The organism is Stenotrophomonas nitritireducens (genome assembly GCF_050984405.1).
Classification (GTDB): domain Bacteria; phylum Pseudomonadota; class Gammaproteobacteria; order Xanthomonadales; family Xanthomonadaceae; genus Stenotrophomonas; species Stenotrophomonas nitritireducens_B.
The window spans coordinates 2,978,786-3,003,798 of record NZ_CP158790.1 but is presented as its reverse complement, the minus strand read 5'-3'; the positions used below and the strand labels follow the sequence as shown (position 1 = coordinate 3,003,798).

16 protein-coding genes and 5 pseudogenes are annotated in these 25,013 nt (G+C 69.7%); 6 read left to right on the top strand and 15 right to left on the bottom strand.

Features of this window, described 5'->3' with window-relative positions:
* Positions 1-88: 88 nt before the first annotated feature.
* The 3 genes from dnaJ to ABTV91_RS13355 all read left to right on the top strand — a co-directional run bounded on the left by dnaJ (position 89) and on the right by ABTV91_RS13355 (position 3,426).
* Positions 89-1,216, top strand: coding sequence for a molecular chaperone DnaJ (gene dnaJ, locus ABTV91_RS13365; protein WP_433851870.1), 1,128 nt, complete (start codon positions 89-91; stop codon positions 1,214-1,216).
* Positions 1,217-1,389: 173 nt separating this feature from the next.
* Complete coding sequence (pdxY, locus tag ABTV91_RS13360) at positions 1,390-2,298, top strand: pyridoxal kinase (protein WP_433851869.1); 909 nt, start codon at positions 1,390-1,392, stop codon at positions 2,296-2,298.
* 30 nt (positions 2,299-2,328) lie between these two features.
* Positions 2,329-3,426, top strand: a complete 1,098-nt coding sequence (locus tag ABTV91_RS13355; protein WP_433851868.1) for a prephenate dehydrogenase — start codon at positions 2,329-2,331, stop codon at positions 3,424-3,426.
* 419 nt (positions 3,427-3,845) lie between these two features.
* On the opposite strand, the gene ABTV91_RS13350 is transcribed toward ABTV91_RS13355, so the two are convergent.
* The 6 genes and pseudogenes from ABTV91_RS13350 to ABTV91_RS13325 all read right to left on the bottom strand — a co-directional run.
* On the bottom strand, positions 3,846-4,040 hold the full coding sequence (locus ABTV91_RS13350; protein WP_433851867.1) for a hypothetical protein: 195 nt from the start codon (positions 4,038-4,040) through the stop codon (positions 3,846-3,848).
* Positions 4,041-4,233: 193 nt separating this feature from the next.
* Positions 4,234-6,013, bottom strand: a pseudogene (locus ABTV91_RS13345) (ABC transporter transmembrane domain-containing protein).
* 38 nt (positions 6,014-6,051) lie between these two features.
* Positions 6,052-6,656, bottom strand: a pseudogene (locus ABTV91_RS13340) (IMPACT family protein).
* A 62-nt stretch (positions 6,657-6,718) separates the two neighbouring features.
* The gene (locus ABTV91_RS13335; RefSeq protein WP_433851866.1) at positions 6,719-6,853 is read right to left on the bottom strand and encodes a hypothetical protein; all 135 of its coding nucleotides are present in this window, start codon (positions 6,851-6,853) and stop codon (positions 6,719-6,721) included.
* 847 nt (positions 6,854-7,700) lie between these two features.
* Complete coding sequence (locus tag ABTV91_RS13330; protein ID WP_433854182.1) at positions 7,701-7,904, bottom strand: sigma-70 family RNA polymerase sigma factor; 204 nt, start codon at positions 7,902-7,904, stop codon at positions 7,701-7,703.
* A 127-nt stretch (positions 7,905-8,031) separates the two neighbouring features.
* Positions 8,032-8,220, bottom strand: a pseudogene (locus tag ABTV91_RS13325) (sigma factor); the annotation flags it as partial.
* A gap of 200 nt (positions 8,221-8,420) precedes the next feature.
* On the opposite strand from ABTV91_RS13325, the gene ABTV91_RS13320 reads away from it, so the two are divergent.
* Positions 8,421-8,672, top strand: a complete 252-nt coding sequence (locus ABTV91_RS13320) for a hypothetical protein (protein ID WP_433851865.1) — start codon at positions 8,421-8,423, stop codon at positions 8,670-8,672.
* Positions 8,672-11,332, top strand: coding sequence for a putative bifunctional diguanylate cyclase/phosphodiesterase (locus ABTV91_RS13315; RefSeq protein WP_433851864.1), 2,661 nt, complete (start codon positions 8,672-8,674; stop codon positions 11,330-11,332). The genes ABTV91_RS13320 and ABTV91_RS13315 overlap by 1 nt, the downstream gene beginning before the upstream one ends.
* Before the next feature lie 81 nt (positions 11,333-11,413).
* Here the strand turns inward: ABTV91_RS13315 and ABTV91_RS13310 are convergent, their stop codons facing one another.
* From ABTV91_RS13310 to purB, 9 genes and pseudogenes are all read right to left on the bottom strand, one after another.
* Positions 11,414-11,611: a hypothetical protein gene (locus ABTV91_RS13310; RefSeq protein WP_433851863.1), complete on the bottom strand. Its 198-nt coding sequence runs from the start codon at positions 11,609-11,611 to the stop codon at positions 11,414-11,416.
* Between the two features lie 259 nt (positions 11,612-11,870).
* Positions 11,871-12,464 carry a TIGR00730 family Rossman fold protein gene (locus ABTV91_RS13305; protein ID WP_433851862.1) on the bottom strand — a complete coding sequence of 198 codons (594 nt, stop codon included), beginning with the start codon at positions 12,462-12,464 and terminating at the stop codon, positions 11,871-11,873.
* Positions 12,465-12,605: 141 nt separating this feature from the next.
* Positions 12,606-14,042: a dihydrolipoyl dehydrogenase gene (gene lpdA / locus ABTV91_RS13300; protein WP_433851861.1), complete on the bottom strand. Its 1,437-nt coding sequence runs from the start codon at positions 14,040-14,042 to the stop codon at positions 12,606-12,608.
* Positions 14,043-14,170: 128 nt separating this feature from the next.
* Positions 14,171-15,362 (bottom strand): annotated as a pseudogene (gene sucB / locus ABTV91_RS13295) (dihydrolipoyllysine-residue succinyltransferase).
* A gap of 42 nt (positions 15,363-15,404) precedes the next feature.
* Positions 15,405-18,236 carry a 2-oxoglutarate dehydrogenase E1 component gene (locus ABTV91_RS13290; RefSeq protein ID WP_433851860.1) on the bottom strand — a complete coding sequence of 944 codons (2,832 nt, stop codon included), beginning with the start codon at positions 18,234-18,236 and terminating at the stop codon, positions 15,405-15,407.
* A gap of 201 nt (positions 18,237-18,437) precedes the next feature.
* On the bottom strand, positions 18,438-19,370 hold the full coding sequence (locus tag ABTV91_RS13285) for a GNAT family N-acetyltransferase (RefSeq protein ID WP_433851859.1): 933 nt from the start codon (positions 19,368-19,370) through the stop codon (positions 18,438-18,440).
* Positions 19,367-20,817, bottom strand: a pseudogene (locus ABTV91_RS13280) (JmjC domain-containing protein). The gene ABTV91_RS13285 and the pseudogene ABTV91_RS13280 overlap by 4 nt, the downstream one beginning before the upstream one ends.
* A 204-nt stretch (positions 20,818-21,021) precedes the next feature.
* The gene (locus ABTV91_RS13275) at positions 21,022-21,543 is read right to left on the bottom strand and encodes a DUF3060 domain-containing protein (RefSeq protein WP_433851858.1); all 522 of its coding nucleotides are present in this window, start codon (positions 21,541-21,543) and stop codon (positions 21,022-21,024) included.
* A 149-nt stretch (positions 21,544-21,692) separates the two neighbouring features.
* A complete protein-coding gene (purB, locus tag ABTV91_RS13270; protein WP_433851857.1) occupies positions 21,693-23,075 on the bottom strand; it encodes an adenylosuccinate lyase in 1,383 nt (460 codons plus the stop codon).
* A gap of 198 nt (positions 23,076-23,273) precedes the next feature.
* Between purB and ABTV91_RS13265 the strand changes: the two genes are divergently transcribed.
* The gene (locus tag ABTV91_RS13265; protein ID WP_433851856.1) at positions 23,274-24,686 is read left to right on the top strand and encodes a class II fumarate hydratase; all 1,413 of its coding nucleotides are present in this window, start codon (positions 23,274-23,276) and stop codon (positions 24,684-24,686) included.
* The last annotated feature ends 327 nt before the right edge of the window (positions 24,687-25,013 follow it).

Below are 25,013 nucleotides of genomic sequence, written 5' to 3'. Positions count from 1 at the left end.
TTCGGGAGCGCACCGCGGTCCCGGACCCTTGTCGCATCAACGAACCCGCACCCCAGCCCTCCCCCGGAGGGGGAGGGAGAGGTAGAGCATGAGCAAGCGCGATTACTACGAAGTACTGGGCGTCTCCCGCGACGCCGGCGACGAGGAACTGAAGAAGGCCTATCGCCGCTGCGCGATGAAGCATCATCCGGACCGCAATCCGGGCGACGCCGCGGCCGAGGCGGCGTTCAAGGAGTGCAAGGAGGCCTACGAGGTCCTGTCCGACGGCAACAAGCGGCGTCTGTATGACGCCCATGGCCACGCCGCGTTCGAGCACGGCATGGGCGGGATGGGCGGCGGTCCGGGCGGCCCGGACATGGGCGACATCTTCGGCGACATCTTCGGCAATATCTTCGGCGGTGGTGGCGCGCGCCAGGCGCGTCGCGGCGCCGACATCGGCTACGTGATGGAGCTGGACCTGGAGGAGGCCGTCGCCGGCGTGGAGCGCCGCGTCGAGATCCCGACCCTGGTCGAGTGCGGCGACTGCGACGGCAGCGGCTCGGAAGACGGCAAGGTCGAGACCTGCAACGTCTGCGGCGGCCGCGGCCAGGTGCGCATGCAGCGCGGCATCTTCGCCATGCAGCAGGCCTGCCACAACTGCGGCGGCCGCGGCCAGATCGTCGCCAGGCCGTGCAAGACCTGCCACGGCAATGGCCGTGTCGAGGAAGACAAGGTGCTGTCGGTGAAGGTGCCGGCCGGCGTCGATACCGGCGACCGCATCCGCCTGCAGGGCGAGGGCGAGGCCGGTCCCGCCGGCACGCCGCCAGGTGACCTGTACGTGGAAGTGCGCGTGCGCGAGCATGCCATCTTCACCCGCGACGGCGACGACCTGCACTGCGAAGTGCCCATCCGCATCTCGCAGGCGGCGTTGGGCGACGCCGTGCGCGTGGCCACGCTGGGCGGCGAAGCGGAAATCCGCATTCCCGCCGAGACCCAGACCGGCAAGCTGTTCCGCCTGCGCGGCAAGGGTGTGAGGTCGGTGCGCAGCCGCACCGAAGGCGATCTGTACTGCCGCATCGTGGTGGAGACGCCAGTCAACCTGACCGCCGAACAGCGCAAGCTGCTGGAGCAGTTCGAGGCGACCTTCGTCGGCGAGGAAGCGCGCAAGCACTCGCCCAAGTCGGCCACCTTCCTGGATGGCGTCAAGGGCTTCTGGGACCGGATGACCTCATCCTGATTTCGCAGGAGCGCACTTGTAGGAGCGCACTTCAGTGCGCGAAGGGGCTTTACCGGGAAGGCCCTTTCGCGCACTGAAGTGCGCTCCTACAGTGCGCTCCCGTCGTTTCCGGCGTTTGGTTGCGTGCGCATCCATGCCATCGGCTGCCGTTGCGGCGGGCGTAGAATGCGGCGATGAACGACGTCGACCACAGTCATCTCGTGCACGGTCGCCGGCAGCGCCCGGATGGGCCCTCGCCGGTGGACGTGATTTCCGTACAGTCGCAGCTGGTCTACGGCCATGCCGGCAACAGCGCGGCGGTGCCGCCGTTGCGCGCGCTGGGCCTGCGCGTGGCGGAGATTCCCACCACGCTGCTCAGCAACGCGCCGTTCTACGCGACGCTGCGCGGCCGCGTGCTGCCGGCGGACTGGTTTGCCGAGCTGCTGCAGGGCGCCAGCGAACGCGGCCTGCCGCAGCGCGCCGGCGCGCTGGTGTCCGGCTACTTCGGCAGCGTCGCCAACGGCGCGGCCTTCGCCGACTGGCTCGATGGCGTGCTGCTGTCCTGCCCGGACCTGCGCTACTGCCTGGACCCGGTGATCGGCGATACCCATACCGGCCCCTATGTCGAGCCCGGGCTGGAACGCATCTTCGCCGAACGCCTGCTGCCGCATGCCTGGCTGGTCACGCCCAACGCCTTCGAGCTGGGGCGCCTGACCGGCAGGGCGGCGCTGGAACAGGACGACGCCATCGCCGCCTCGCGCGTGCTGCTTGAACGCGGCCCGCAATGGGTGATCGCGCATTCGGTGTCCGGCGTGCCGGGCGAACTGGTCACGCTGGCGATCGGCCGCGACGAGATCTGGCGCTGGACCTCGCCGCACCTGCCGGTGGACGTGGCCGGTACCGGCGACGTGCTGATGTCGCTGCTGGTCGCGTTCCTGCTGCGCGGCGAATCGATGCAGCAGGCGATCTCGCGTGCGATCGCGGGTACCCATGCGGCGCTGGAAGCAACCCTGGCCCATGGCTTCGAGGAGTTCGACGTGATCGCTGCGGCGCCTGCAGCATTGGCTGAAGGCACGCGCTTCCGCGCCGAACGCGTGGCATGAGCGGTTTGCACACGCGCACGCCACGCACGGTTGGCATCGTGGGTCAGCGGCGGCGCCTACGGCCGCTGGCTGCGCGGCTTCTTCCAGTCGCGCATGGGCCTGGAGGTGATCGGCCACGACCCGGTCGATGCCGCCTCGCAGACGCCCGAGCAGTTGCTGGAACGCGCGGATGTGCTGCTGTTCTCCGCGCCGATCCGGCATACGCCGGCGCTGATCGCCGATTACGTGCGGCGCTCGGCAGGGCGCGAGCGCGACCGGCTGTGGCTGGACGTGACCTCGATCAAGAGCGCGCCGGTGGCGGCGATGCTCGGTTCGCAGGCCAGCGTCGCCGGTCTGCATCCGATGACCGCGCCGCCCAAGGCGCCCACGCTCAAGGGCCGGGTGATGGTGGTGTGCGAGGCGCGCGTGGAGGCGCGCTGGCAGCCCTGGCTGGAACGGCTGTACGCCGCGCTGGAAGCCGAGTGCGTGCGCGCCACGCCCGAGCACCACGACAGGGTGATGGCGCTGGTGCAGGCGATGGTGCATGCCACCCACTTGGCACAGGCCGGCGTGCTGCGCGGCTACGCGCCGCTGCTCGGCGAACTGCGGGCGCTGATGCCCTACCGCTCAACCGCGTTCGAACTGGACGCGGCGGTGATCTCGCGCATCCTGTCGCTCAACCCGGCGATCTACGAGGACATCCAGTTCGGCAACCCGCATGCGGGCGAGGTGCTGGATCATCTGCTGGAACAGCTGCGGCAACTGCGCGCGCTGCTGGCCGAAGGCAGCGACGCGGCGCGCGCGGCCTTCCGCAGCCAGTTCCTCGACGACAACCGCGATGCGGTGGGCGAACAGACGCTGCGCGACGGCAACTACAGCTTCGAGCGGCTGGGCTACCTGCTGGCCGACCTGACCGACACGCGCGCGATGAGCGTGCACCTGCCCGAGGACCGCGCCGGTTCGCTGCGCGAACTGCTGCATGTGTTCGAACGGCACGGCATCAGCCTGTCCTCGATCCATTCCTCGCGCACGCCCGGCGGCGAGGTGCACTTCCGCATGGGTTTCGTGCAGCGCTATGCACCGGACGTACTGGAAGCGGCCGCGCGCGAGATCGACGACAGCGGCATCGGCCGGGTGCTGGACCGCTGAGCGCACAGTCATCCACAGCGGGTGTGGATGACCTGCGCACAAGTCTGTGGATGAATGCCGGCAGCCCTTGCTGCGCAAGGTTGTCAAGATGGCTGGCGAATTCCTGACCAGCCGTTGCCGCTGACGTCGCGCGCCGGCGATGGACCCTTGCACCCGCCTGTGTCGTGACGCCGGTGGACATCCGCGCGGCGTCACGCGCATTCATCCACAGCGGGTGTGGATGACCTGCGCACAAGTCTGTGGATGGACGACGGCAGCCCTTGCGGTGCAAGGCTGTCAAGATGGCTGGCGAATTCTTCGCCATGCGGATTTCCGCGCGTCGTCGCAGGCCCGTAGGAGCGACTTCAGTCGCGAACGGGGACGTCAAGAAGAAGGCTTCGTCGCGACTGAAGCCGCTCCTGCAGGAGGAGCGGCCTGTTTCAGATCGTCAGCCGCAGTTCGCCATCGAGCGTGGTGAATTCGCGTGCGTTGCGCTGCAGGTGGCGGCCGTCGTCCAGTTCGTAGCGCGGCGACGCGTCGTTGCCGTCCGGCGCGCTGCCGGGCTCGGGCGTGAATTCGATGATGATGCGACTTTCGCCGTTGTTGTCGGTGGCGGGGAACTGGCGGAACGACATGACGACCTCCTGCGTGGCATGCAACCCGGTTCGGCCGGGCCAGCCTGCATCGCCGCGCGTTAGCGCGGCGTCGCGAGGACGTTCGTTTGCATGCGAACGAGCGGAGCGCCGCGATCGATGTCGATGGGCACGCCATGCGCTGCGCGGTCGCACGCCGCGTCGGCGTGCGGCGTTCCACCTGGAGCAGGCGGCGTCAGTCGATGAACTGCAGCCGTGCCAGCTCCGCGTACAGCCCGCCTTCGCGCAGCAGCTGCTCGTGCGTGCCCTGGGCGACGATGCGGCCGTGGTCCATCACCACGATGCGGTCGGCCTTGAGCACGGTGGCCAGCCGGTGCGCGATCACCAGCGTGGTGCGGCCGGCCATCAGCCGTTCCAGCGCCTGCTGCACCGCGCGTTCGCTCTGCGCGTCCAGCGCGCTGGTGGCTTCGTCCAGCAGCAGGATCGGCGCGTCCTTGAGCAGGGCGCGGGCGATGGCGATGCGCTGCTGCTGGCCGCCGGACAGGCGCGCGCGCGCGCCGCGCTCCCAGTTCGCTGGCATAGCCTTCGGGCAGGGCGCGGATGAAGTCGTCGGCCTCGGCGGCACGCGCGCGGCGGCGCGCACGTCCTCGTCGCTGGCCTGCAGGCGGCCGGCCGTAGCGGATGTTCTCGGCCGCGCTGGAGGCGAACAGCGCCGGCTGCTGCGGCACCAGCGCGACCTGCTCGCGCAGCGCGCCCGGTTCGGCCTGGCGCAGGTCGATGCCGTCGATGCTCACCGCGCCGGATTCGGGATCGTGGAAGCGCAGCAGCAGCGACAGCACGGTGCTCTTGCCGGCGCCAGACGGGCCCACCAGGGCCACGGTCTCGCCCGGCCGCACGTGCAGGGTGAAGCCGTCCAGCGCCGGATGGCCGGGCCGCTGCGGATAGTGGAAGACCACCTCGTCGAAACGGATGTCGCCGCGCAGCGGCACGGGCAGGGCCAACGGCGTATCCGGCGCGCACACGTCCGCGCGCTCCTGCAGCAGTTCGGCGATGCGGCCCATGCCGCCGGCGGCGCGCTGCAGCTCGTTCCATACTTCGGCGAGCGCGCCGACCGAGCCGCCGCCGATCAGCGCATAGAACACGAACTGGCCCAGTTCGCCCTTGCTGATGCGCCCGGCGATCACGTCGTGCGCGCCGGACCACAGCACCAGCACCACCGCGCCGAACACCAGGGTGATGACGATGGCGGTGACCAGCGACTGGGTGCGGATGCGGCCGCGCGCGGTCGCCACCGCCACGCGCACCGCGTCGCTGAAACGGCCGGTCTCGTAGTCCTCGCGCGCGTGCGCCTGCACGGTGCGGACCGCGCCGAGGGTTTCGCTGGCGAGGTTGTTGGCGTCGGCGACGCGGTCCTGGCTGGCGCGCGAGGCTTTTTCCAGCCGGCGCGCGCCCAGGATGATCGGCAGCACCGCCAGCGGGATGCCGACCAGCGTGAAGGCGGCCAGGCGCGGGCTGGTGACGAACAGCATCGCCAGGCTGCCGACCACGGTGACGGTGCTGCGCAGCGCCACCGACATGCTGCTGCCGACCACGCTGCGCAGCAGCTCGCTGTCGGCGGACAGGCGCGAAACCAGCTCGCCGCTGCGGTTGCGGTCGTGGAACTGCGCATCCAGCCCGATCAGGTGCGCGTACAGCTGCCGGCGCAGGTCGGCCACCACCTTTTCACCCAGCAGCGAGACGAAGAAGAAACGCGCCGCGCTGGCCGCGGCCAGCACCACCACCACCGCGAACACCAGCAGGAACACCTGGTCGATGTTGCTGCCGTTGCTGAAGCCGTCGTCGATCATGCGCCGGAACGCGACCGGGAAGCTCAGCGTCGCCGCCGAGGCCACCGCCAGCGCCACCAGCCAGGCCGTGAACAGGCCCATGTGGCGGCTTACGAACGGCCACAGCGCACGCAGCGTGCCGAGCCGTGCCTTGGCGGAAGGAGAGGAAGCGGGGGCGTTGTCGGTCATGGGCAGGGCATCGGGAGAAGTGAGGGGCGGCACCGGCCTCAGCCGCCGGCGTCGAGCCAGCGCACCCTGTCACGGGTGGCGTCGCGCAGCTGGGTTTTCAAGCCATCCACGCGGTCGACGGGCAGTTCGATGGACAGCTGCGCGCCGTGCTCGTCGAACGCTTCGCCGAGTTTGTCGGCCGCGTGCGTGGCCAGCTGCGCGTACACGGTACCGAGCTCGTCGAACGGGCAGGCCAGCTGCAGCCTGCGCATCGCCACCAGCGGCTGGCGCGGCGCCAGCCGCAGGCATTCGGCCGCGGTGCCGCCGTAGGCGCGCACCAGTCAGTCCCGCCGGCGCCGAGCTTGATGCCGCCGTACCAGCGGGTCACGACCACGGCGATGCGGTCGTAGCCCTGGCCGTCGATCGCGGCCAGGATCGGGCGCCCGGCGGTGCCGGCCGGCTCGCCGTCGTCGCTGGAGCGGTACTCGTTGCCGCAGCGGTACGCCCAGCAGTTGTGGGTGGCGTCGGCCACCGAGACCTCCGCGACGAAGGACAGCGCATCGGCCGCGCTGCCGATCGGCGTGGCCTGGGCGAGGAAGCGGCTGTGCTTGATTTCCAGCACGTGGCTGGCGGGCGCGGCGAGGGTATCGGGCATCGCGCCCATTCTAGGGGCGCGGCCGCGGTTTGCCGGGCCGGTGCGCTCGCCGGTCTGTGCGGGCACGCCGCTCAGTCGGCGAGCAGCGGGCGCAGGTCGCGCGGAATGCGGGCTTCCGGATAGGCCTGCACGAAACGCCGCAGGCTGGCGCGCGCCGCATCGAGATCGCCATCGTCGCGCGGCGCGCGCGGATGCGCTCCAGCCACTGCTGCCGGCGCGGAAGCCGGGCGTCCTCGTCGGCGGCCGCCTGCGCCAGGTCGACGGTCATGGTGGTGATCTGCCCATCCTGTACCTGCGACGCGGTGGCGGCCGAGTGCAGGCGCAGGGCCGCTGGTGCGGCGGCGGGACGGTGCGGCCTGCCCGGCGATCTCCGGCATCGGCTCCAGCGCATACGCCGCCGCCGCCGGTGCGGGCGCGGGCGCGGGGGCGCGGGGGGGGGGGGAGCGCGGGCGGCGTGATCGTGGCGCGTGCGGGCGACGGCGGAGGCAACGCGACCGACCGGTGCCGCTTCCTGCACGCGGACCTTGGCGCGCGACGTCCGCGTCGGCCGGTGCACGCGCGATGCGTGCCGGCGGCGGTGCGGGGCGCGCGATGGCGGCGGGTGCGGGCGTGGCATCGGAGGCAGGCGCGCTTGCCGGCGCGGGCGCCGCCGCATCGGACGCGGCGACCGGTGCGTTCGCCTCCTGCGTCACGGGCATTTCCGCGTCGGCCACGGGCGCGTGTGCGTTCGCGGCAACGGGCGGCGGCGACGACGGCGGCGTCTGCGTCGGCCGCAGCTGCCAGGCCAGGCCAACGACCAGGACCCAGCGACGCGGCCACGGCCAGCGAGGACACCAGGCCGCGCCGGCGCACACGTCCGGGAACGGGAGGCCCCGGTGCTGAACGCGGCCGGCGGCGCGGAAGGCCGCGGCGTCGGCGCCGGTGTCGATGCGGCCGGTTCGCGGGCCCGGGCGAGGATGGCCTCGTCGATCCGGGACGATGGCAGGGCCGCGGCGGGGCGCCCCAGCAGCCGCGCCAGTTCGCGTTCTTCGGGCGTTAGCGGGTCGGTCATGTTCATTCGCTCAACCTCGCGCGCAGCTTGTCCATCGCATAACGCAGCCGCGACTTGACGGTTTCCCGGCCCACGCCGGTGATCTGCCCGATCTCCTCCAGGCTCAGTTCCTGTTCCAGGCGCAGGACCAGGACCTCCTGCTGTTCCTGCGGCAGTTCGGCCATCGCCTGGCGCAGCCGCAGCCGTTCGTCCTGCTCGTCGGCCAGCAGTTCCGGCGTGCAGGTGTCGGCCAGCCGCGCGGTGCGCTCGTCGGCGTCGTCCGGCGCCGCCCGGGCGGTGGCGCGCCGCGCGCCAGTGGTCGTTCAGGCGGTTGTGGGCGATGCGGAACAGCCAGGTGGCGAAGGCCGCCTCCGGCTTCCAGCCGCTGCGCGCATGGATCAGCCGCTGCCAGACGTCCTGGAACAGTTCCTCGGCCAACGAACGGTCGTGCAGCTGCCCCAGCAGGTAGTGGAACAGGCGCGCGCGGTGGCGCGCATACAGCTCGGCGAACGCGTCGCCGTCGCCTTCGGCGTAGGCCAGCATCAGCGCTTCGTCGGTCGGGGCTTGGACGGCGGTATCCACGTGCCGCAGCCTAAGCGCTGTCCGCGCCACTGCCTAGTCATGTACGGGCGCGCGCCGCGGGGCGTTCAGGAAATGTCGAGGCGTGCGCACCGGAGCCGGGGCCGGCGGCGTTATGCTGCGCGGCAGGGGGGAGTTCCGGATCACCGGGACCCGGAAGAAACATGGAGACCATGTCGCACAGCCAATCCGACGTGCATGCCGGCAACGGACGCGTGGACACCGATTCGCCCGCCAACCGGGTGGTGGCGACGCTGTACGGCCTGTTGCCGGGCGACAGCACCGTGGCGCTGGCCTGGGACGACGCCGTGCTTGGGAAGGGCGATTGCGTCAGCCCCGGCGCCGAGGCGCTGCGCGAGGTGGTGCGTGCCTGCTGGCTGGCGCGCCGCTGCCGGCCGGCCTGCGGCAGCCGCTGATGGAAAGCTGGACCGACGGCGATGGCGGCGCGCGCATCGTGGTGCTGGCCGAGGCCGACGCCGCGTTCTCCCAGGCGCAGCGGCAGGCCTGGCTGGGCACGGCGCATGCGCTGGTCGCCGCGGTGCTGGTGTCGCTGCGGCAGGGCGTGCAGATCGAGCAGCTCGAACGCGCCAAGCAGCTGCAGCGGGCGCTGTTCGAGATCGCCGACCTGGCCGGCAGCGACCTGGAAATGCCGCAGATGCTGGCCCAGTTCCACCGCATCCTGTGCACGCTGATGTATGCGGAAAACTGCTACATCGTCGAATGCGACGAGCACCAGAGCAGCCTGCGCTTCCTGTATTTCGCCGACACCTGGGACACCTTCGCCCCGGACCCGGAGCGGCGCTTCCGCTACGAGGAGATGCAGGACAGCCTGACCTTCGCCGTGCTGCGCCGGGGCAAGATCATGCACGGGCCCTCGCGCGAACTGCTGGAGGTGCTCGACCAGCCGCATTCGGTGCACAGCGGCCCGGACAGCGCCGACTGGCTGGGCGTGCCGATGTGGCGCGACAGCACCGTGTGCGGCGCGATCGTGGTGCAGAGCTACGAGGCGGGCGTGCAGTACCGCGACGAGGACCGCGCCGTCCTCAACTTCGTGGCCAAGCACATCCTGACCGCGATGGACCGGCGCCAGGCGCACGTGCAGCTGGAACAGCACGTGCAGCGGCGCACGCTGGAGCTGGAACTCGCCAATGCCAGCCTGCAGGACGAGATCCAGGAGCGGCGCCGCGCCGAGGCCCTGCAGGCGGCGCTGTTCAATATTTCCGAACTGGCGATGAGCTGCGGCAGCCAGGCCGAGTTCCACGCCGAAGTGCACCGGGTGATCGACGGGCTGCTGGACGCGAGCAACTTCTACATCGCGCTGGTCAACGAGCAGGGCGACGGGCTGGATTTCGTCTACTCGGTGGACGAGTTCAACCGGGTGCGCGCCTCGCGCTCCTTCAGCGGCGGCCTGACCGAATACACCATCCGCAACGGCCAGCCGCTGCTGGCCACGCGCGCGCAGATCGACGTGCTGATCGCGCGCGGCGACGTGCGCGAGTTCGGCGCCAAGTCGCAGTGCTGGCTGGGCGTCCCGCTGTTCAGCGACGACGAGGTGGTCGGCGTGATCGCGGTGCAGAGCTACAACCCCGACGTCACCTTCACCGCCCACGACCAGCGGCTGCTGGCGTTCGTGGCGCGCAACATCGGCAACAGCCTGGCCCGCCAGCGCGACCGCAACCGCCTGCTGCAGGCGCACGCCGAGCTGGAGCGGCGCGTGGCCGAGCGCACCCGCGAGCTGGGCGAGGTCAACCAGAAGCTGCTGGCGCAGATCGGCGAGCGCATGCGCGTGGAGCAGCGCCTGACCCACCTGGCGATGCACGACGTGCTGACCGGCCTGCCCAACCGCCTGCATCTGCTGGAAAAGCTCGAGGAGGCCATCGAACACGCGCAGCTCGGCGTGGGCCCCGTGTTCGCGCTGTTGTTCCTGGACCTGGACCGCTTCAAGTGGGTCAACGACAGCATCGGCCACGCCGCTGGCGACCGCATGCTGGTGGAAGTGGCGCAGCGCCTGGTCGGCATGCTGCGCAGCGACGACGTGGTGGCGCGCCTGGGCGGCGACGAGTTCGCGCTGCTGGTGCGCGGGGAGGGCGCCGACGCGGCGATGGAGGTGGGGCGTCGCCTGCTGCGCTCGCTGGAGCACTCGATGTGGGTGGACGGGCGCGAGCTGTTCCCGTCGGGCAGCATCGGCATCGCGGTGTGGAGCCCGCGCTACACCTCCGGCGCCGAGCTGCTGCGCGACGCCGATGCGGCGATGTACCGCGCCAAGGGCATGGGCCAGGACCGCTGCATGGTGTTCGACGAGGCAATGCGCGAGCAGTCGCTGCAGAGCCTGGAACTGGAGGCCGACCTGCGCCGGGCCATCATCAGCAACGATTTCGTGCCGTTCTACCAGCCGATCGTATCGCTGGTCGACGGCCGCGAGGTGGGCCACGAAGCGCTGCTGCGCTGGCAGCACGAGGGCCGCGGGCTGCTGTTGCCGGGCGAGTTCATTTCGCTGGGCGAGGAAAGCGGCCTGATCGAACAGGTGGACTGGCTGATCTACGAGCAGGTGGTCCGCGACCTGGCCGGCACGTCGTCCGGCTACATCTCGGTGAACGTTTCGCCGCGCCACTTCCGTTCGCCGGAGTTCGCCACGCGCCTGCTGGGGCTGCTGGACGCGGCCGGCGCCGATCCGGCGCGGCTGCGGGTGGAGATCACCGAAATGGCGTTGCTGGAGGACGCGCCGCGCACGCTGCGCATCCTGCACCAGCTGCGCGAGCGCGGCATCGTGGCGCAGCTGGATGATTTCGGCACGGGGTATTCGGCGCTGTCCTACCTGCACCGCTTCCCGATCAGCGCGCTGAAGATCGACCGCAGCTTCGTCGCCGGCCTGCACGCCGACAACGGCAAGAGCACCCAGGCGCTGGTCGAGGGCGTGGTGTCGCTGGCGCGCACGCTGGGCATCGAGACCATCGGCGAGGGCGTGGAGGACGAGCGCCAGCTGCGCACCCTGCTCGAGATCGGCTGCAACTTCGGCCAGGGCTACCTGCTCGGCTACCCGCTGCCGCGCGAGGCAACGCTGCAGAAAGAGGGGTGAGGGAGCTCACGCAGCCGCAGGTGCCGGGCTTGCCCGGCACGGGCTGTGCTGGTGAGGCTGTATGCGGGACAAGCCCCACATTTACGGATGTGTGTCGCGCGGCCACACCGGCGGCAGATCGTCGTGACCCGTGGTCACCAGCGGCAGAATGATGTCGCAGATAGCGGGCTTGACCCGCACGCGCCTGCGGCAGCGCAGCCGCAACTTTTCGTCAAACCGCACCGCACTGACCGTGGTGGCGCCGACAATGTTTGCCGCGTCGCCACGCGCCAGCCACATGCGGGGCAAGCCCCGCATCTACGGATTGACATCGCTCCTGCAACCGTAGGTGCGGAGCTTGCTCCGCACGCACTTACCGCAACGCAGCCCGCAGCTTCTCGTCAAACCGCGCCTCGCTGGCATTGAGGCGCCAGCCTTGCATGCCGCGTCGCCACGCGCCAGCAGACTTACCGCAACGCAGCCCGCAGCTTCTCGTCAAACCGCGCCTCGCTGGCGTTGAGGCGCCAGCCTTGCTGCCGCGTCGCCACGCGCCCGTGACTTACCGCAACGCAGCCCGAAGCTTCTCGTCAAACCACTTGTCCGCCTGCGCCGGCGAATAAGCGCGCATCCACGCCAGCATCCGCTCCGCGTCGTCGCCGTACCACAGGTCCTGGCGCTGCTCGGGGTGCAGGAAACGTTCCTCCACCATGTGGTCGATCATGCCGATCAGCTTGGCGTAGAAGCCGTCCACGTCGAGGAAGGCGCAGGGCTTCTTGCCGATGCCGAGCTGGCGCCAGGTCAGCATCTCGAAGATTTCTTCGGCGGTGCCGAAGCCGCCGGGCAGGGCGACGAAGGCGTCGGACAGGTCGAACATGCGCGACTTGCGCTCGTGCATGGAGCCGACGACCTCCAGGGTGGTCACGCCCTGGTGCGCGACTTCCAGGTCCACCAGGTGCTGCGGAATCACGCCGGTGACTTCGCCGCCGGCGGCCAGCACGCCGTCGGCCACCGCGCCCATCAGTCCGGTGCGGCCGCCGCCATAGACCAGGCGCAGGCCTTCGCCGGCGATGCGCCGGCCCAGTTCGGTGGCGCGCTCGACATAGACGGGTTTGGCGCCGGGATTGGAGCCGCAGTAGACGCAGATGGATTTCATGGGGGCGGGGAACAGGGAGGGGGAGCGGGGAATGAAGGAAACGGAGGAAGCAGAACGCCGGCATCGCTGCCGGCGTTCGCTGGGGGCGGAAACAGGGGCCGGGACGTTTCATTCCCCGTTCCCTGTTCCCATGTTCCCCGCTCAGTTGGCCTTGTGGATCGAGCGCTTGGCCACGGCCATCGCCGCATCGTGCACGGCTTCGGACAGGCTCGGATGGGCGTGGCAGATGCGGGCCAGGTCGTCGGCGCTGCCGCTGAACTCCATGGTCAGCACGCCTTCGTGCACCAGTTCGCTGACGTTCGGGCCGATCAGGTGCAGGCCGAGCACGCGGTCGGTTTCCGCATCGGCGATCACCTTGACGAAGCCGGTCGGCTCGGCCATCGCCACCGCGCGGCCCACGGCGGCGAACGGGAAGCTGCCGGCCTTGTAGGCGACGCCCTCGGCCTTGAGCTGCTGCTCGGTCTTGCCGACCCAGGCGATTTCCGGGCTGGTGTAGATGACGTAGGGAATGGTGTCGAGGTTGACGTGGCCCGGCAGGCCGGCGATCAGTTCGGCCACCGCGATGCCTTCCTCGAAGCCCTTGTGCGCCAGCATCGGGCCGCGCACGCAGTCGCCGATCGCCCACACGCCATCGACGCCGGTATGGCAGTGGTCGTCGACCACCACCTGGCCGCGCTCGTTGAGCTGCACGCCGGTGCCTTCGGCCAGCAGGCCGTTGCTCGCGGCGCGGCGGCCCACGGCCACCAGCAGCTTGTCCACGGTGAGGGTCTTTTCGCCATCCTTGTCGGCGTAGCTGATGACCACTTCCTTCTTCTTGCCCTTGCCGGTCACCTCGGTCTTGCTGACCTTGGCGCCGAGCAGGATGTTCAGGCCTTCCTTCTTGAACTCGCGCGCGGCCAGCTTGCTCACTTCCGCATCGGCGGCGGGCAGGAACTCCGGCATCGCTTCGAGGATGGTGACTTCCGCGCCGAGGCGCTTCCACACGCTGCCCAGCTCCAGGCCGATCACGCCGGCGCCGATGACGGCCAGGCGCTTGGGCACTTCGGCGAAGTCCAGCGCGCCGACGTTGTCGACGATGGTTTCGCCGTCGAACTTGGCGAACGGCAGCTCGATCGAATCCGAACCTGCGGCGATGATGACGTTGGTGCCCTTCAGCTCGACCTCGCTGCCGTCGTGCTGCTTGACCTTGACCACGTTGCCGGCCTGCAGCTGGCCGAAGCCGTAATACGGGGTGACCTTGTTGGCCTTGAACAGCATGGCGATGCCGCCGGTGAACTGCTTCACGATGGCGTCCTTGCGCGCGACCATCGTGCCCACGTCGATGGCGCCATCCTTGAAGCTGATGCCGTGCTGCGCGAACTGGTGCTGCATGTTGTGGTACTGGTGCGAAGAATCCAGCAGCGCCTTGGACGGGATGCAGCCCACGCGCAGGCAGGTGCCGCCCAGCGCCGGCTTGCCGTCCTTGCCCAGCGCCGCGTCGATGCAGGCGGTCTTCAGGCCCAGCTGGGCGGCGCGGATGGCGGCGTGGTAGCCGGCCGGGCCGGCACCGATGACGACGACGTCGAATTGTTCAGCCATTTGAGATTCCTTGTTTCCTATCCCTTCTCCCGCCGGGAGAAGGTGGCGCGAAGCGCCGGATGAGGGTGCGGGTGAGGCTTGCCCTCACCCCAACCCCTCTCCCGGACGGAGAGGGGCCTGGAGCGGAATTACAGGCCGAACAGCATGCGGCCCGGGTTTTCCAGCTGGTTCTTGATGTCCACCAGGAACTGCACCGCGTCCTTGCCGTCGATGATGCGGTGGTCGTAGGACAGGGCGATGTACATCATCGGCGCGATCACGACCTGGCCGTTCTCGGCGATCGGGCGCTCCTTGATCGTGTGCATGCCGAGGATGGCGCTCTGCGGCGGATTGACGATCGGGGTCGACATCAGCGAACCGAAGGTGCCGCCGTTGGTCACGGTGAAGGTGCCGCCCTGCAGGTCGTCCAGCGACAGCTTGCCGTCGCGCGCCTTCTTGGCGTAATCGGCGATGCCCTGCTCGATGTCGGCGAAGGACATGCGCTCGACGTTGCGCAGCACCGGCGTCACCAGGCCCTTGTCGGTGGACACGGCGATGGAGATGTCCGAGTAGCCGTGATAGATGATGTCGTCGCCGTCGACCGAGGCGTTGACCAGCGGGAAGCGCTGCAGCGCGTTGGCCGCGGCCTTCACGAAGAAGCTCATGAAGCCAAGCTTGATGCCGTGCGCCTTCTGGAACTCGTCCTGCAGCTCCTTGCGCGCGGCCGACACCTTGGCCAGGTTGACTTCGTTGAACGAAGTCAGCATGGCGATGGATTCCTTGGACTGCATCAGGCGCTCGGCGATGCGCTTGCGCATGCGGGTCATCGGCACGCGTTCTTCCGGACGCGCGCCGCCGGCCTTGCCGACGCCGCCGTTGCGGGCGAAGTTGACGATGTCTTCCTTGGTCACCGCGCCATGGCGGCCGGTGCCGGCGACGTCGGCCGGGTTCACGCCTTCGGTGATGGCCGAGAAGCGGGCGCCCGGGGGCAGGCTGTCGGCGGCCGACTTGGCGGCCGGGGCCGGCGGCGGCGGCTGCGGCCGGAGCCGGAGCAGCAGCCTTCGGTGCCTCGGCGGCGGCCGGGGCCGGCGCCGTGGCGACGGCGCCTTCCTCGATGATCGCCACGACCTGGCTGCTGGTCACGGTGGCGCCTTCGGGGAACTTGATCTCCTTGATCACGCCATCGACCGGCGACGGGACCTCGAGCACGACCTTGTCGGTTTCCAGGTCAAGCAGGTTTTCGTCGCGCTTGACCGCGTCGCCGACCTTCTTGTGCCAGGTGGCGATGGTGCCGTCAGCGACGGATTCGGGCAGTACCGGGGCTTTGACTTCGGTGGCCATGCAGGGGCTTCCTGGTTCGTATTCTTCGTGAAAGGGGGAGAGTTATTCAGCGAACTGGTCGTTGAAGGGGTTGACCAGCGCATCGGCGAGCAGCTGCTGCAGTTCGCGCAGGTGGTCGGCCATGTGGCCGACGGCCGGCGACGGCGAGCGCGGACGGCCAGCGTAGTGCAGGCCCTGGCCATCGGCCAGGCAGGCCTGCAGGTGGTGGCGGATCTGGTACCACGCACCCTGGTTCATCGGCTCTTCCTGGCACCACACCACGTCGGTGGCCTTGCCGTACTTCTTCAGCTCGGCGGCCAGCTGCGGGCGCGGGAACGGGTACAGCTGCTCCACGCGGATGATGGCCACGTCGTCCTGGCCGCGCTTGGTCTGGTCTTCCAGCAGGTCGTAGTAGACCTTGCCCGAGCACAGCACCACGCGCTTGACCTTCCTGGCGTCCGCGGCGGCATCGCCGATCAGGTGCTGGAATTCGCCGTTGGCCAGTTCGTCCATGGTCGAGACGGCCAGCTTGTGGCGCAGCAGCGACTTGGGCGACATCACCACCAGCGGCTTGCGGGTGGTCATGCACAGCTGGCGGCGCAGCATGTGGAACGCCTGCGCCGGGGTCGACGGCACGCAGACCAGCATGTTCTCCAGCGCGCACAGCTGCAGGAAGCGCTCCAGGCGCGCCGAGCTGTGTTCCGGGCCCTGGCCTTCGTAGCCGTGCGGCAGCAGCAGGGTCAGGCCGGAAATGCGGCCCCACTTGGCTTCGCCGGAGGCGATGAACTGGTCGATCACCACCTGGGCGCCGTTGGCGAAGTCGCCGAACTGGCCTTCCCAGATGCACAGGGTATTGGGATCGGTGGTGGAGAAGCCGTATTCGTAGGCCATCACCGCTTCCTCGCTGAGCAGCGAGTCGATGACGGTGGCCTGTTCCGGCGACTGCACCAGTTGGCGCAGCGGCAGGTAATAGGCGTCGGTCTTCTGGTCGTGCAGGATCGCGTGGCGGTGGGTGAAGGTGCCGCGGCCCACGTCCTGGCCGACCAGGCGCAGGCCATGGCCTTGGTCGAGCAGGGTGGCGTAGGCCAGGTTCTCGGCGAAGCCCCAGTCGCCCGGGACCTCGCCGGCGGCCATCTTGCGGCGGTCGTCGTAGACCTTGGCCACGCGCGAGTGCAGTTCCACGCCCTCGGGGATGGTGTTGATCAGCTTGGCCAGGCGGGTCAGCTCGGCCATCGGCACCTGGGTGCTGACCGGGTCGGACAGCTTGCCGGCCAGCAGCTTCGGCCAGTCCACGTACAGCTTGCTGGTCGGCGGGGTCTTCTCGACCTGGGCCAGCTCGGTGGTGACCTCGCCCGAATCGAGCTTCTCGCGGTAGGCATCGACCAGCGCCTTGCCGCCGTTGGCCGGGATCACGCCGGCGGCCTCCAGCTTCTCGGCGTACAGCTCGCGGGTGGTCTTGTGCTTGCGGATCACCTGGTACATCAGCGGCTGGGTGATCGCCGGCTCGTCGGCCTCGTTGTGGCCCCAGCGGCGGTAGCACACCAGGTCGATCACCACGTCCTTGTGGAACTGCTGGCGGAAGTCGTAGGCCAGCTTCGCGGCGAACACCACCGCTTCCGGGTCGTCGCCGTTCACGTGCAGGACCGGCGCGCCGACCATCTTGGCGATGTCGGTGCAGTACAGGGTCGAGCGCGAGTCGTCGCGGTTGGAGGTGGTGAAGCCGACCTGGTTGTTGATGACGATGTGCACGGTGCCGCCGACGGCGAAGCCGCGCGCCTGCGACATCTGGAACAGCTCCATCACCACGCCCTGGCCGGCGAACGCGGCGTCGCCGTGGATCAGGATCGGCATGACCTGGCGGCGCGCGGCGTCGCCGCGGCGCTCCTGGCGCGAACGCACCGAGCCGGCGACCACCGGGTCGACGATCTCCAGGTGCGACGGGTTGAACGCCAGCGCCAAGTGCACCGGGCCGCCGGCGGTGGCGACGTCGGCCGAGAAGCCCATGTGGTACTTCACGTCGCCGGCGACGGCACGGTCGTCGTGCTCGAAGCGGCCTTCGAATTCGTCGAACAGCTTGCGCGGGTTCTTGCCCAGGGTGTTGACCAGCACGTTCAGGCGGCCGCGGTGGGCCATGCCGATCACCACGTCCTTGACGCCGTCCTTGCCGGCGTCGCGGATCACCGTGTCCATCATCGGGATCAGCGAGTCGCCGCCTTCCAGCGAGAAACGCTTCTGGCCGACGTACTTGGTGTGCAGGTAGCGTTCCAGGCCCTCGGCGGCGGTCAGGCGCTCCAGGGTGCGGCGCTGGGTGTCGGCATCGAGGTTGTAGTTGCCGCCGGCGCTTTCCAGGCGCTGGTACAGCCACTGGCGCTGGTCGACTTCGGCGATGTACATGAACTCGGCGCCGATGGAGCCGGTGTAGGTCGCCTTCAGGCGCGCCAGCAGGTCGCGCAGCTTCATGCGCGGCTGGCCGCCGACGCCGCCGGTGCTGAACTCGTCGTTGAGGTCGGCGTCGGACAGGTGGTGGAACGGCAGGCTCAGGTCGGGCGGGTTGACCGGCGGGGTCAGGCCCAGCGGGTCGAGCTGCGCGCCGAGGTGGCCGCGCGAGCGGTAGGCGGTGATCAGGCGTCCGACGTTGCGCTCGCGCTCGTCGCCGCCGCCGGCACTGGCCACGGCGCTGGAGGCGTTGCGGCCGGCCTCGGCGATGTGGGCGATGACGGCCGAATGCGGGACATCACCTGCTTCGCGGCCCTTGAAGCCGTCGAAGTAGGACTTCCATTTGGGGTCCACACTGTCCGGGGAGACGAGGTACTGCTCGTACAGATCCTCGATATAGGAGGCGTTGCCGCCGGCGAGTTGCGATGACTGCGCAAACTGCTTCAGGAGATTGTCCACGATGGAGGGTCGGATTCGCTTGTGGGGTATGGCGTCTGGAACCGGCGGGACCTTGCAGCAGGACGCCGCGCGGGCGTGATGAAACCGCTGAATTATACCCTCGCGGGGACAGGAAGGGGCACACACGCTGTCCACCGGGTTAATGTCAGGCCATGTCTTTGGGCTAATGTCTGGCCATGCCTTGTCCCGGCCTGACAGCGCTCAGATGCCCAGTGTCCGGAGCCCTTCGCAGACCGCTGCGCCGTCCCATGCGCGCTGGAACAGCGCGTCCTGCCGGCGGGCCTGGGCCGGCATGTCCAGCGCCAGTGCGCCATCGGTGCGTTCGCCCATTGGACGAAAGTAGCAGTCGCCGTTGTCGTTGACCGCGCCGCGCGGCAGCAGCGACGCATCGGCCGGGTCCGATGGCTGGCGCAGCTGGAATACGCTGGGCAGGCGCTGGACGAGCGCCAGCAGGGGCGCGGGCAGGGCCACCAGGTCGCCGTCGTGCAGCAGCACCAGCGCCTGCTTGTCGTGGCGCGCGGCGGCGAAGCGGCGCAGCGCCTGCAATGCCGCGGGCTGGCCGAGCACGGCGGCGTCGCCGGCGTCGCAGCCGAGCAGCAGGCGACGCCGGGCGCGGTGGATCACCGACGCCATCGCCGCCTCGGCCTGGCCGGCGTCCTGCACGCGCATGGCGCCGTCCATGCGGCGGCGCATGGTCTGATGGACGATGCCGGCCTCCTCGAACTCCGCGCCCTCGGGCAGGAAACCGTTTCGGGCATAGAAGTCGCGGGCGTGGACCTGGGGGGCGTGCAGCGCGACCTGGACCTGGGCGTGCAGCGCGACCTCGCCCCAGCCGCGCCGCGCGGCCTCGGCCACCAGCGCCTGCAGCAGCGCCTCGCCGACACCGCGGCCGCGCCAGCCGGGCAGGACCGCCATGCGGCCGATGCGCCTTTGCGGGGTCAGCCGGCCGGTGCCGATGGCGTGGCCATCGGCATCCAGCGCCACCACGTGGTGGCTGAGCGGGTCCAGCTCGTCGGTCTCCAGTTCGGCCGGCACCTGCTGTTCGCCGACGAACACGGCATGGCGCACGCCGTGCAGCAGCGCATGCCGCGCGGCGTAGTCGGCCGCTTCGACGTGGAACGCCGCGGGCGTCATGCCGCCGGGCTGTCCTCGTCGCCGTCGTCGCAGATCACCACCACTTCGACGCCTTCCTCGTTCACCTGCACGGTGTCGATGGCGCCGCTGGCCGGTTCGCCTTCGCCGGCCTGGGCGTATTCGAACACCTCGATCTCGAGTTCCGGGGCATCGGCCTCGTCGTCGAAGTCCTCATCGAGCGTTTCTTCCATGACCTCGAGGGCGTCCTGTTCGGCCTGCATCGCCGCCAGGGTCTCGGCGTCCAGCAGCTGGTAGTGGCCGCCGGCCAGCAGTTCCAGCACCGCGCTGCGCCCCTTGGCCGACAGCTTGCCGAACATGGCCGCGTCGATCCGCTCGGCGGCGGCCAGGCCCTGCGCGTCCCGGACCGGCAGCGCGAAGGCGTGGCCGCTGCTGTACAGCGTCGCGCGCGCGCGGGTGTGGCGCGGCGCCAGGCCAGCCGCGCCCACGGGTGGCGTTCGAGCAGGCCGCCTTCTTCCAGCACGGTTTCGACCTCGGCGGGGGCCGGCGGCGCCTGCGAGGGCAGGATGTCGCCGGCGGCGCGGTAGGTGGTGATGAAGCGGCCGAACCAGTCGCCCAGGCGGTCCGGGTCGTTCATGCGCAGCGCGTTGAGCGCGGCGACCACCCGCTTCATCGCCGCCGCGTCGATCTCGTTGGGGTCTTCGGGCAGCTTCAGGTCCGGGTCCTGGTAGCGGATGGCCTCGTCGGCGTCGGCCACCAGGTCGTCCAGCCAGTCGCTGATCAGCTCGGCCGAGGACGGCGCGCGCATGCCGAAGGAGAAGGTCAGGCAGGGGTCTTCGGCCACGCCGTGGTGCGGCACGTTCGGCGGCAGGTACAGCATGTCGCCCGGCTCCAGCACCCAGTCATGGGTCGGCTTGAACCTGCGCAGCAGCTTCAGCTCGACGTCGGGGCGGAAATCCAGCGGCGGGCGCTTGCCCTTGGTCGATTCGCTGGCGTCGATCTGCCAGCGGCGGTGGCCATGGGCCTGCAGCAGGAACACGTCGTACTGGTCGACATGGGCGCCGACCGAACCGCCGGTGGCGGCGAAGCTGATCATCACATCGTCCATGCGCCAGCGCGGCAGGAAGTCGAAGTGCCCGATCAGCGCGCGCACGTCCGGGTCCCACTTGTCCACGTCCTGCACCAGCAGGGTCCAGTCGTGGTCGGGCATGCCCGGGAAATCGTCTTCCTGGAACGGGCCGGTACGCAGGCTCCAGCCGTCGGTGGCGCGGTCGTGGGTGACCAGGCGCGCCAGCGCGCCTTCCTCGCAGGCCAGGCCGGCCAGGTCTTCGGGCATCACCGGGGTCTGGAAATCCGCGAACGCGCCGCGGATCAGCAGCGGGCGCTTCTGCCAGTAGTCGCGCAGGAAGCGCTCGATCGGCATGCCGAGCATCTGCCCGGGGCGGGCCTGGACTTCGATCGGATGGGTCTTTTGCTTGCGTGCAGCCATGGGGGATCCTTGCAGCGGAAAACGGGAATCAGGCGCCTGCGGCGCGTATCCCGGCTATTGTCCCCTTGTTGACGGCAAACCGCACGATGGGCGGCTGATCTGGATCAACCGCCACGGGGATGGCGGTGGCGCCGGGCCACGTCCGGCGGCCTTGCGGGCAAGGCCCTGGCGGAACCCGGCTCCGCTCCGCCGAAGCGGGGCAGGTCAGATGACCCGGTTGCCGCTGCCGCGGTCGTCCACCTGCGGCTGGCCGTCGGTGTTGAGCGTGTTGGTGTTGCCGCTGAACTGGATCTCGGCCGTTTCCCGGGACAGGATCTTGTTGTTGTTGCCGCTGACCTCGATGCGCCGGGCATTGGTCAGGTTGAGCGTGTTGTCGCTGCCCACCACCCGCACGGTGTCCACGTCGGTGTTGAGCACCGTGTAATGGCTGCCTTCGACCACGATGGCCCGGGCCTTGTCGAAGTTGAGGCTGCCGCCGGAGGCGGTGATGGTGACCTCGCCGCATTCGCCGTTGATGACCAGGGTGGTGTTGTCGCGGCTGATGCGCAGGTTCTTGCCGGCGCAGTCGGCACCGCTGCCGGGGTCGTTGAGGGTGTCGGAAACGGCAGGCGCAGTGGCCGGCGACGGTGATGCTGCCGGCGCGGCGGTGCCGGTTTCCGGGGCGCCGGGGTTGCAGGCGCCGAGCGCGGCCAGGGTCGGGGCGAGCAGGAGGGGGCTGATCCGCATGGGGACTCCACTGTCATCGGGTTGCCCGATGCTGGCAGAGGCCGCGCGAAGATTTTATTACGCGGTGCCCTGCGGCCCGTTCCTGCTGCAAACGGCGGAGCTTTCGCTCCGCCGTCGTCGCAGGCCGGAAGGGCTTGCAGGTGCGCCGATCAGATCGCCTTGGCCAAGCCCGCTGCCAGACCGATGTAGCCGCCCGGGGTCAGCTCGCGCAGGCGCTGCTTGTCTTCGGCCGGCAGGTCCAGCGATTCGATGAACCCGCGCATCGATTCGGCGGTGATGCCCTGGCCGCGGGTCAGCGCCTTGAGCTGCTCGTACGGGTTGGGCAGGCCGTGGCGGCGCATCACCGTCTGCACGGCTTCGGCCAGCACTTCCCAGGCCGCGTCGAGGTCGGCGTCCAGGCGCTGCGGGTTCACCTCCAGCTTGCCCAGGCCCTTGGCCAGCGACTCCAGCGCCACCTGGGTGTGGCCGAAGGCGGTGCCCAGCGCGCGCAACACGGTGGAGTCGGTCAGGTCGCGCTGCCAGCGGCTGATCGGCAGCTTGGCACTGAAGTGCTCGAACAGTGCGTTGGCGATGCCGAAGTTGCCCTCGGCGTTCTCGAAGTCGATCGGGTTGACCTTGTGCGGCATGGTCGAGGAACCGACTTCGCCTTCCTTGAGCTTCTGCTTGAAGTAGCCCAGCGAGACATAGCCCCAGATGTCGCGGGCCAGGTCGATCAGGATGGTGTTGGCGCGGCGGGTGGCGTCGCCGATCTCGGCGACGTTGTCGTGCGGCTCGATCTGGGTGGTGTAGGGGTTGAACACCAGGCCCAGCGAGGCGACGAAGCGCTCGGCGAAGCCCGGCCAGTCCACGTCCGGGTAGGACACCACGTGCGCGTTGTAGTTGCCCACCGCGCCGTTGATCTTGCCGGTCAGCTCGACCGCCGCGATCTGGCGGACCTGCCGTTCCAGGCGGGCGACGACGTTGGCCACTTCCTTGCCCAGCGTGGTCGGCGAGGCGGTCTGGCCGTGGGTGCGCGAGAGCATCGGCTGTCCGGCCTGGGCATGCGCCAGCTGGCGCAGCGTGGCGGCGATGCCGTCCAGGGTCGGCAGCAGCACCTTGCCGCGGGCTTCGGCCAGCATCAGGCCGTAGGACAGGTTGTTGATGTCCTCGCTGGTGCAGGCGAAATGCACGAATTCCAGCGCCGGGGCCAGCTCGGCGTCGTCCTTGAGCCGTTCCTTGATGAAGTACTCCACCGCCTTGACGTCGTGGTTGGTGGTGCGCTCGATCTCCTTGACGCGCGCCGCGTCGGCCACCGAGAAGCCTTCGGCCAGGGCGTGCAGGCGCGCCTTGGCGGCGGCGGAGAAGTCGGCCAGTTCGCCGATGCCCGGTTCGGCGGCCAGCGCCAGCAGCCATTCGATTTCCACCTTCACGCGGGCCCTGATCAGGCCGTACTCGGAGAAGATCGGGCGCAGCGCGTCGACCTTGGAGGCGTAGCGGCCATCGAGCGGGGACAGGGCGAGCAGGGCGGCGTCTGGACGGGAGGGATCGGTCATGGCGGGGGCAGGGCAGCGGGGCGGGGCGCACATTCTACGGCAGGGCGGGCGGGCGGCTGCCGCGATGGCCGGTGGTGGCGCCGGCCTGGTCGGACCGTCATCGCCCCGCGTGCCGCCGCGACGTATGCTGGACGCAGCCGCCAGCCCGTGCCGCCAGCCGCTGACTCATTCCCCCAGAAGACGCGCGGAGACAAGCGAATGAACCAGAAATACCGGATCGAACACGACAGCATGGGCGAGCTGCAGGTGCCTGCCGACGCGCTGTGGGGCGCGCAGACCCAGCGCGCGGTGCAGAACTTCCCGGTGTCGGGGCAGCGCATGCCGCGCGCCTTCATCCGCGCGCTGGGGCTGGTGAAGGCCTGCGCCGCCGAGGTCAACACCGGGCTCGGGCTGCTGCCCAAGGGCGTGGGCCGGGCGATCCGTGCGGCGGCGCTGGACGTGGCGGGCGGCGAGCACGACGCGCATTTCCCGATCGACGTCTACCAGACCGGTTCCGGCACCTCGTCGAACATGAACGCCAACGAGGTCATCGCTACGCTGGCGTCGCGCCGGATGAAAGCCGGAGGCGGCAAGGCCGGCAGAACAGGTGTGCATCCCAACGACCACGTCAACCTCGGGCAGAGCTCCAACGACGTGATCCCTACCGCCATCCGCGTGTCGGCGCAGCTGGAAACGGTGGAAACGCTGCTGCCGGCGCTCAGGCACCTGCGCCGCACCATCGACAGGCGCGGCCGTTCGCTGGGCAAGGTGGTCAAGACCGGCCGCACCCATCTGATGGACGCGATGCCGCTGACCTTCGCACAGGAGTTCGGCGCCTGGTCGGCGCAGCTGGAATCGGCGCAGGGGCGCATCGAGGACGCGCTGAAGCGGCTGCGCCGGCTGCCGCTGGGCGGCACCGCGATCGGCACCGGCATCAATGCCGATCCGCGTTTCGGCGCCAAGGTGGCGCGCGCGCTCTCGGCGGCCACCGGGGTGAAGTTCGACAGCGCGCAGAACAAGTTCGAAGGACTGGCCGCGCAGGACGACGCGGTGGAGCTGTCCGGCCAGTTCAACGCGCTGGCGGTGGCGCTGATCAAGATCGCCAACGACCTGCGCTGGATGAACTCCGGGCCGCTGGCCGGGCTGGGCGAGGTCGAGCTGCCGGCGCTGCAGCCGGGCAGTTCGATCATGCCGGGCAAGGTCAATCCGGTGATTCCGGAAGCGACGGTGATGGCGGCCGCGCAGGTGATCGGCCACCACACCGCGATCACCGTGGCCGGGCAGACCGGCAACTTCCAGTTGAACGTGGCGCTGCCGCTGATCGCGGCCAACCTGCTCGATTCGATCCAGCTGCTGTCCAGCGTCATGAACCTGCTGGCCGACAAGGTATTTGCCGGGCTGGTGGTCAAGCAGGAGCGGGTGCGCGAGGCGCTGGCGCGCAATCCCATCCTGGTGACCGCGCTCAATCCGATCATCGGCTACGAAAAGGCCGCGGCCATCGCCAAGCGCGCCTACAAGGAACAGCGCCCGGTGCTGGACGTGGCGCGCGAGGACAGCGGCCTGCCGGAAGCGGAGCTCAATCGGCTGCTGGATCCGGCGGCGTTGACGCGCGGCGGCATCCATGAAGGCTGACCTGTGTTTTCCCTTCTCCCTGCGGGAGAAGGTGGCGCGCGGCGCTGGATGAGGGTGAGGGCGAAGCCCCTGCAGCTTGATATCGCGGGCTTCGTTCCGGCCCTCACCCCAACCCCTCTCCCGGTGGGAGAGGGGCTTTGGCGCTGCAGCTTTTCCTTCTCCCTGCGGGAGAAGGTGGCGCGCAGCGCCGGATGAGGGTACGGGCGAAGCCTCTTGCGGCTTGATATCGCAGGCTTCGTTCCGACCCTCACCCCAACCCCTCTCCCCGAGGGAGAGGGGCTTAGGGACTGCAGCTTTTCCTTCTCCCTGCGGGAGAAGGTGGCGCGC

Excerpts from the sequence above, each read along its gene's own strand:
- dnaJ (WP_433851870.1), top strand. The coding sequence starts at position 89 with ATGAGCAAGCGCGATTACTACGAAGTACTGGGCGTCTCCCGCGACGCC.
- pdxY (WP_433851869.1), top strand. The coding sequence starts at position 1,390 with ATGAACGACGTCGACCACAGTCATCTCGTGCACGGTCGCCGGCAGCGC.
- ABTV91_RS13350 (WP_433851867.1), bottom strand. The coding sequence starts at position 4,040 with ATGTCGTTCCGCCAGTTCCCCGCCACCGACAACAACGGCGAAAGTCGC.
- ABTV91_RS13320 (WP_433851865.1), top strand. The coding sequence starts at position 8,421 with ATGGAGACCATGTCGCACAGCCAATCCGACGTGCATGCCGGCAACGGA.
- ABTV91_RS13315 (WP_433851864.1), top strand. The coding sequence starts at position 8,672 with ATGGAAAGCTGGACCGACGGCGATGGCGGCGCGCGCATCGTGGTGCTG.
- ABTV91_RS13310 (WP_433851863.1), bottom strand. The coding sequence starts at position 11,611 with ATGTGGCTGGCGCGTGGCGACGCGGCAAACATTGTCGGCGCCACCACG.
- ABTV91_RS13305 (WP_433851862.1), bottom strand. The coding sequence starts at position 12,464 with ATGAAATCCATCTGCGTCTACTGCGGCTCCAATCCCGGCGCCAAACCC.
- lpdA (WP_433851861.1), bottom strand. The coding sequence starts at position 14,042 with ATGGCTGAACAATTCGACGTCGTCGTCATCGGTGCCGGCCCGGCCGGC.
- ABTV91_RS13285 (WP_433851859.1), bottom strand. The coding sequence starts at position 19,370 with ATGACGCCCGCGGCGTTCCACGTCGAAGCGGCCGACTACGCCGCGCGG.
- ABTV91_RS13275 (WP_433851858.1), bottom strand. The coding sequence starts at position 21,543 with ATGCGGATCAGCCCCCTCCTGCTCGCCCCGACCCTGGCCGCGCTCGGC.
- purB (WP_433851857.1), bottom strand. The coding sequence starts at position 23,075 with ATGACCGATCCCTCCCGTCCAGACGCCGCCCTGCTCGCCCTGTCCCCG.
- ABTV91_RS13265 (WP_433851856.1), top strand. The coding sequence starts at position 23,274 with ATGAACCAGAAATACCGGATCGAACACGACAGCATGGGCGAGCTGCAG.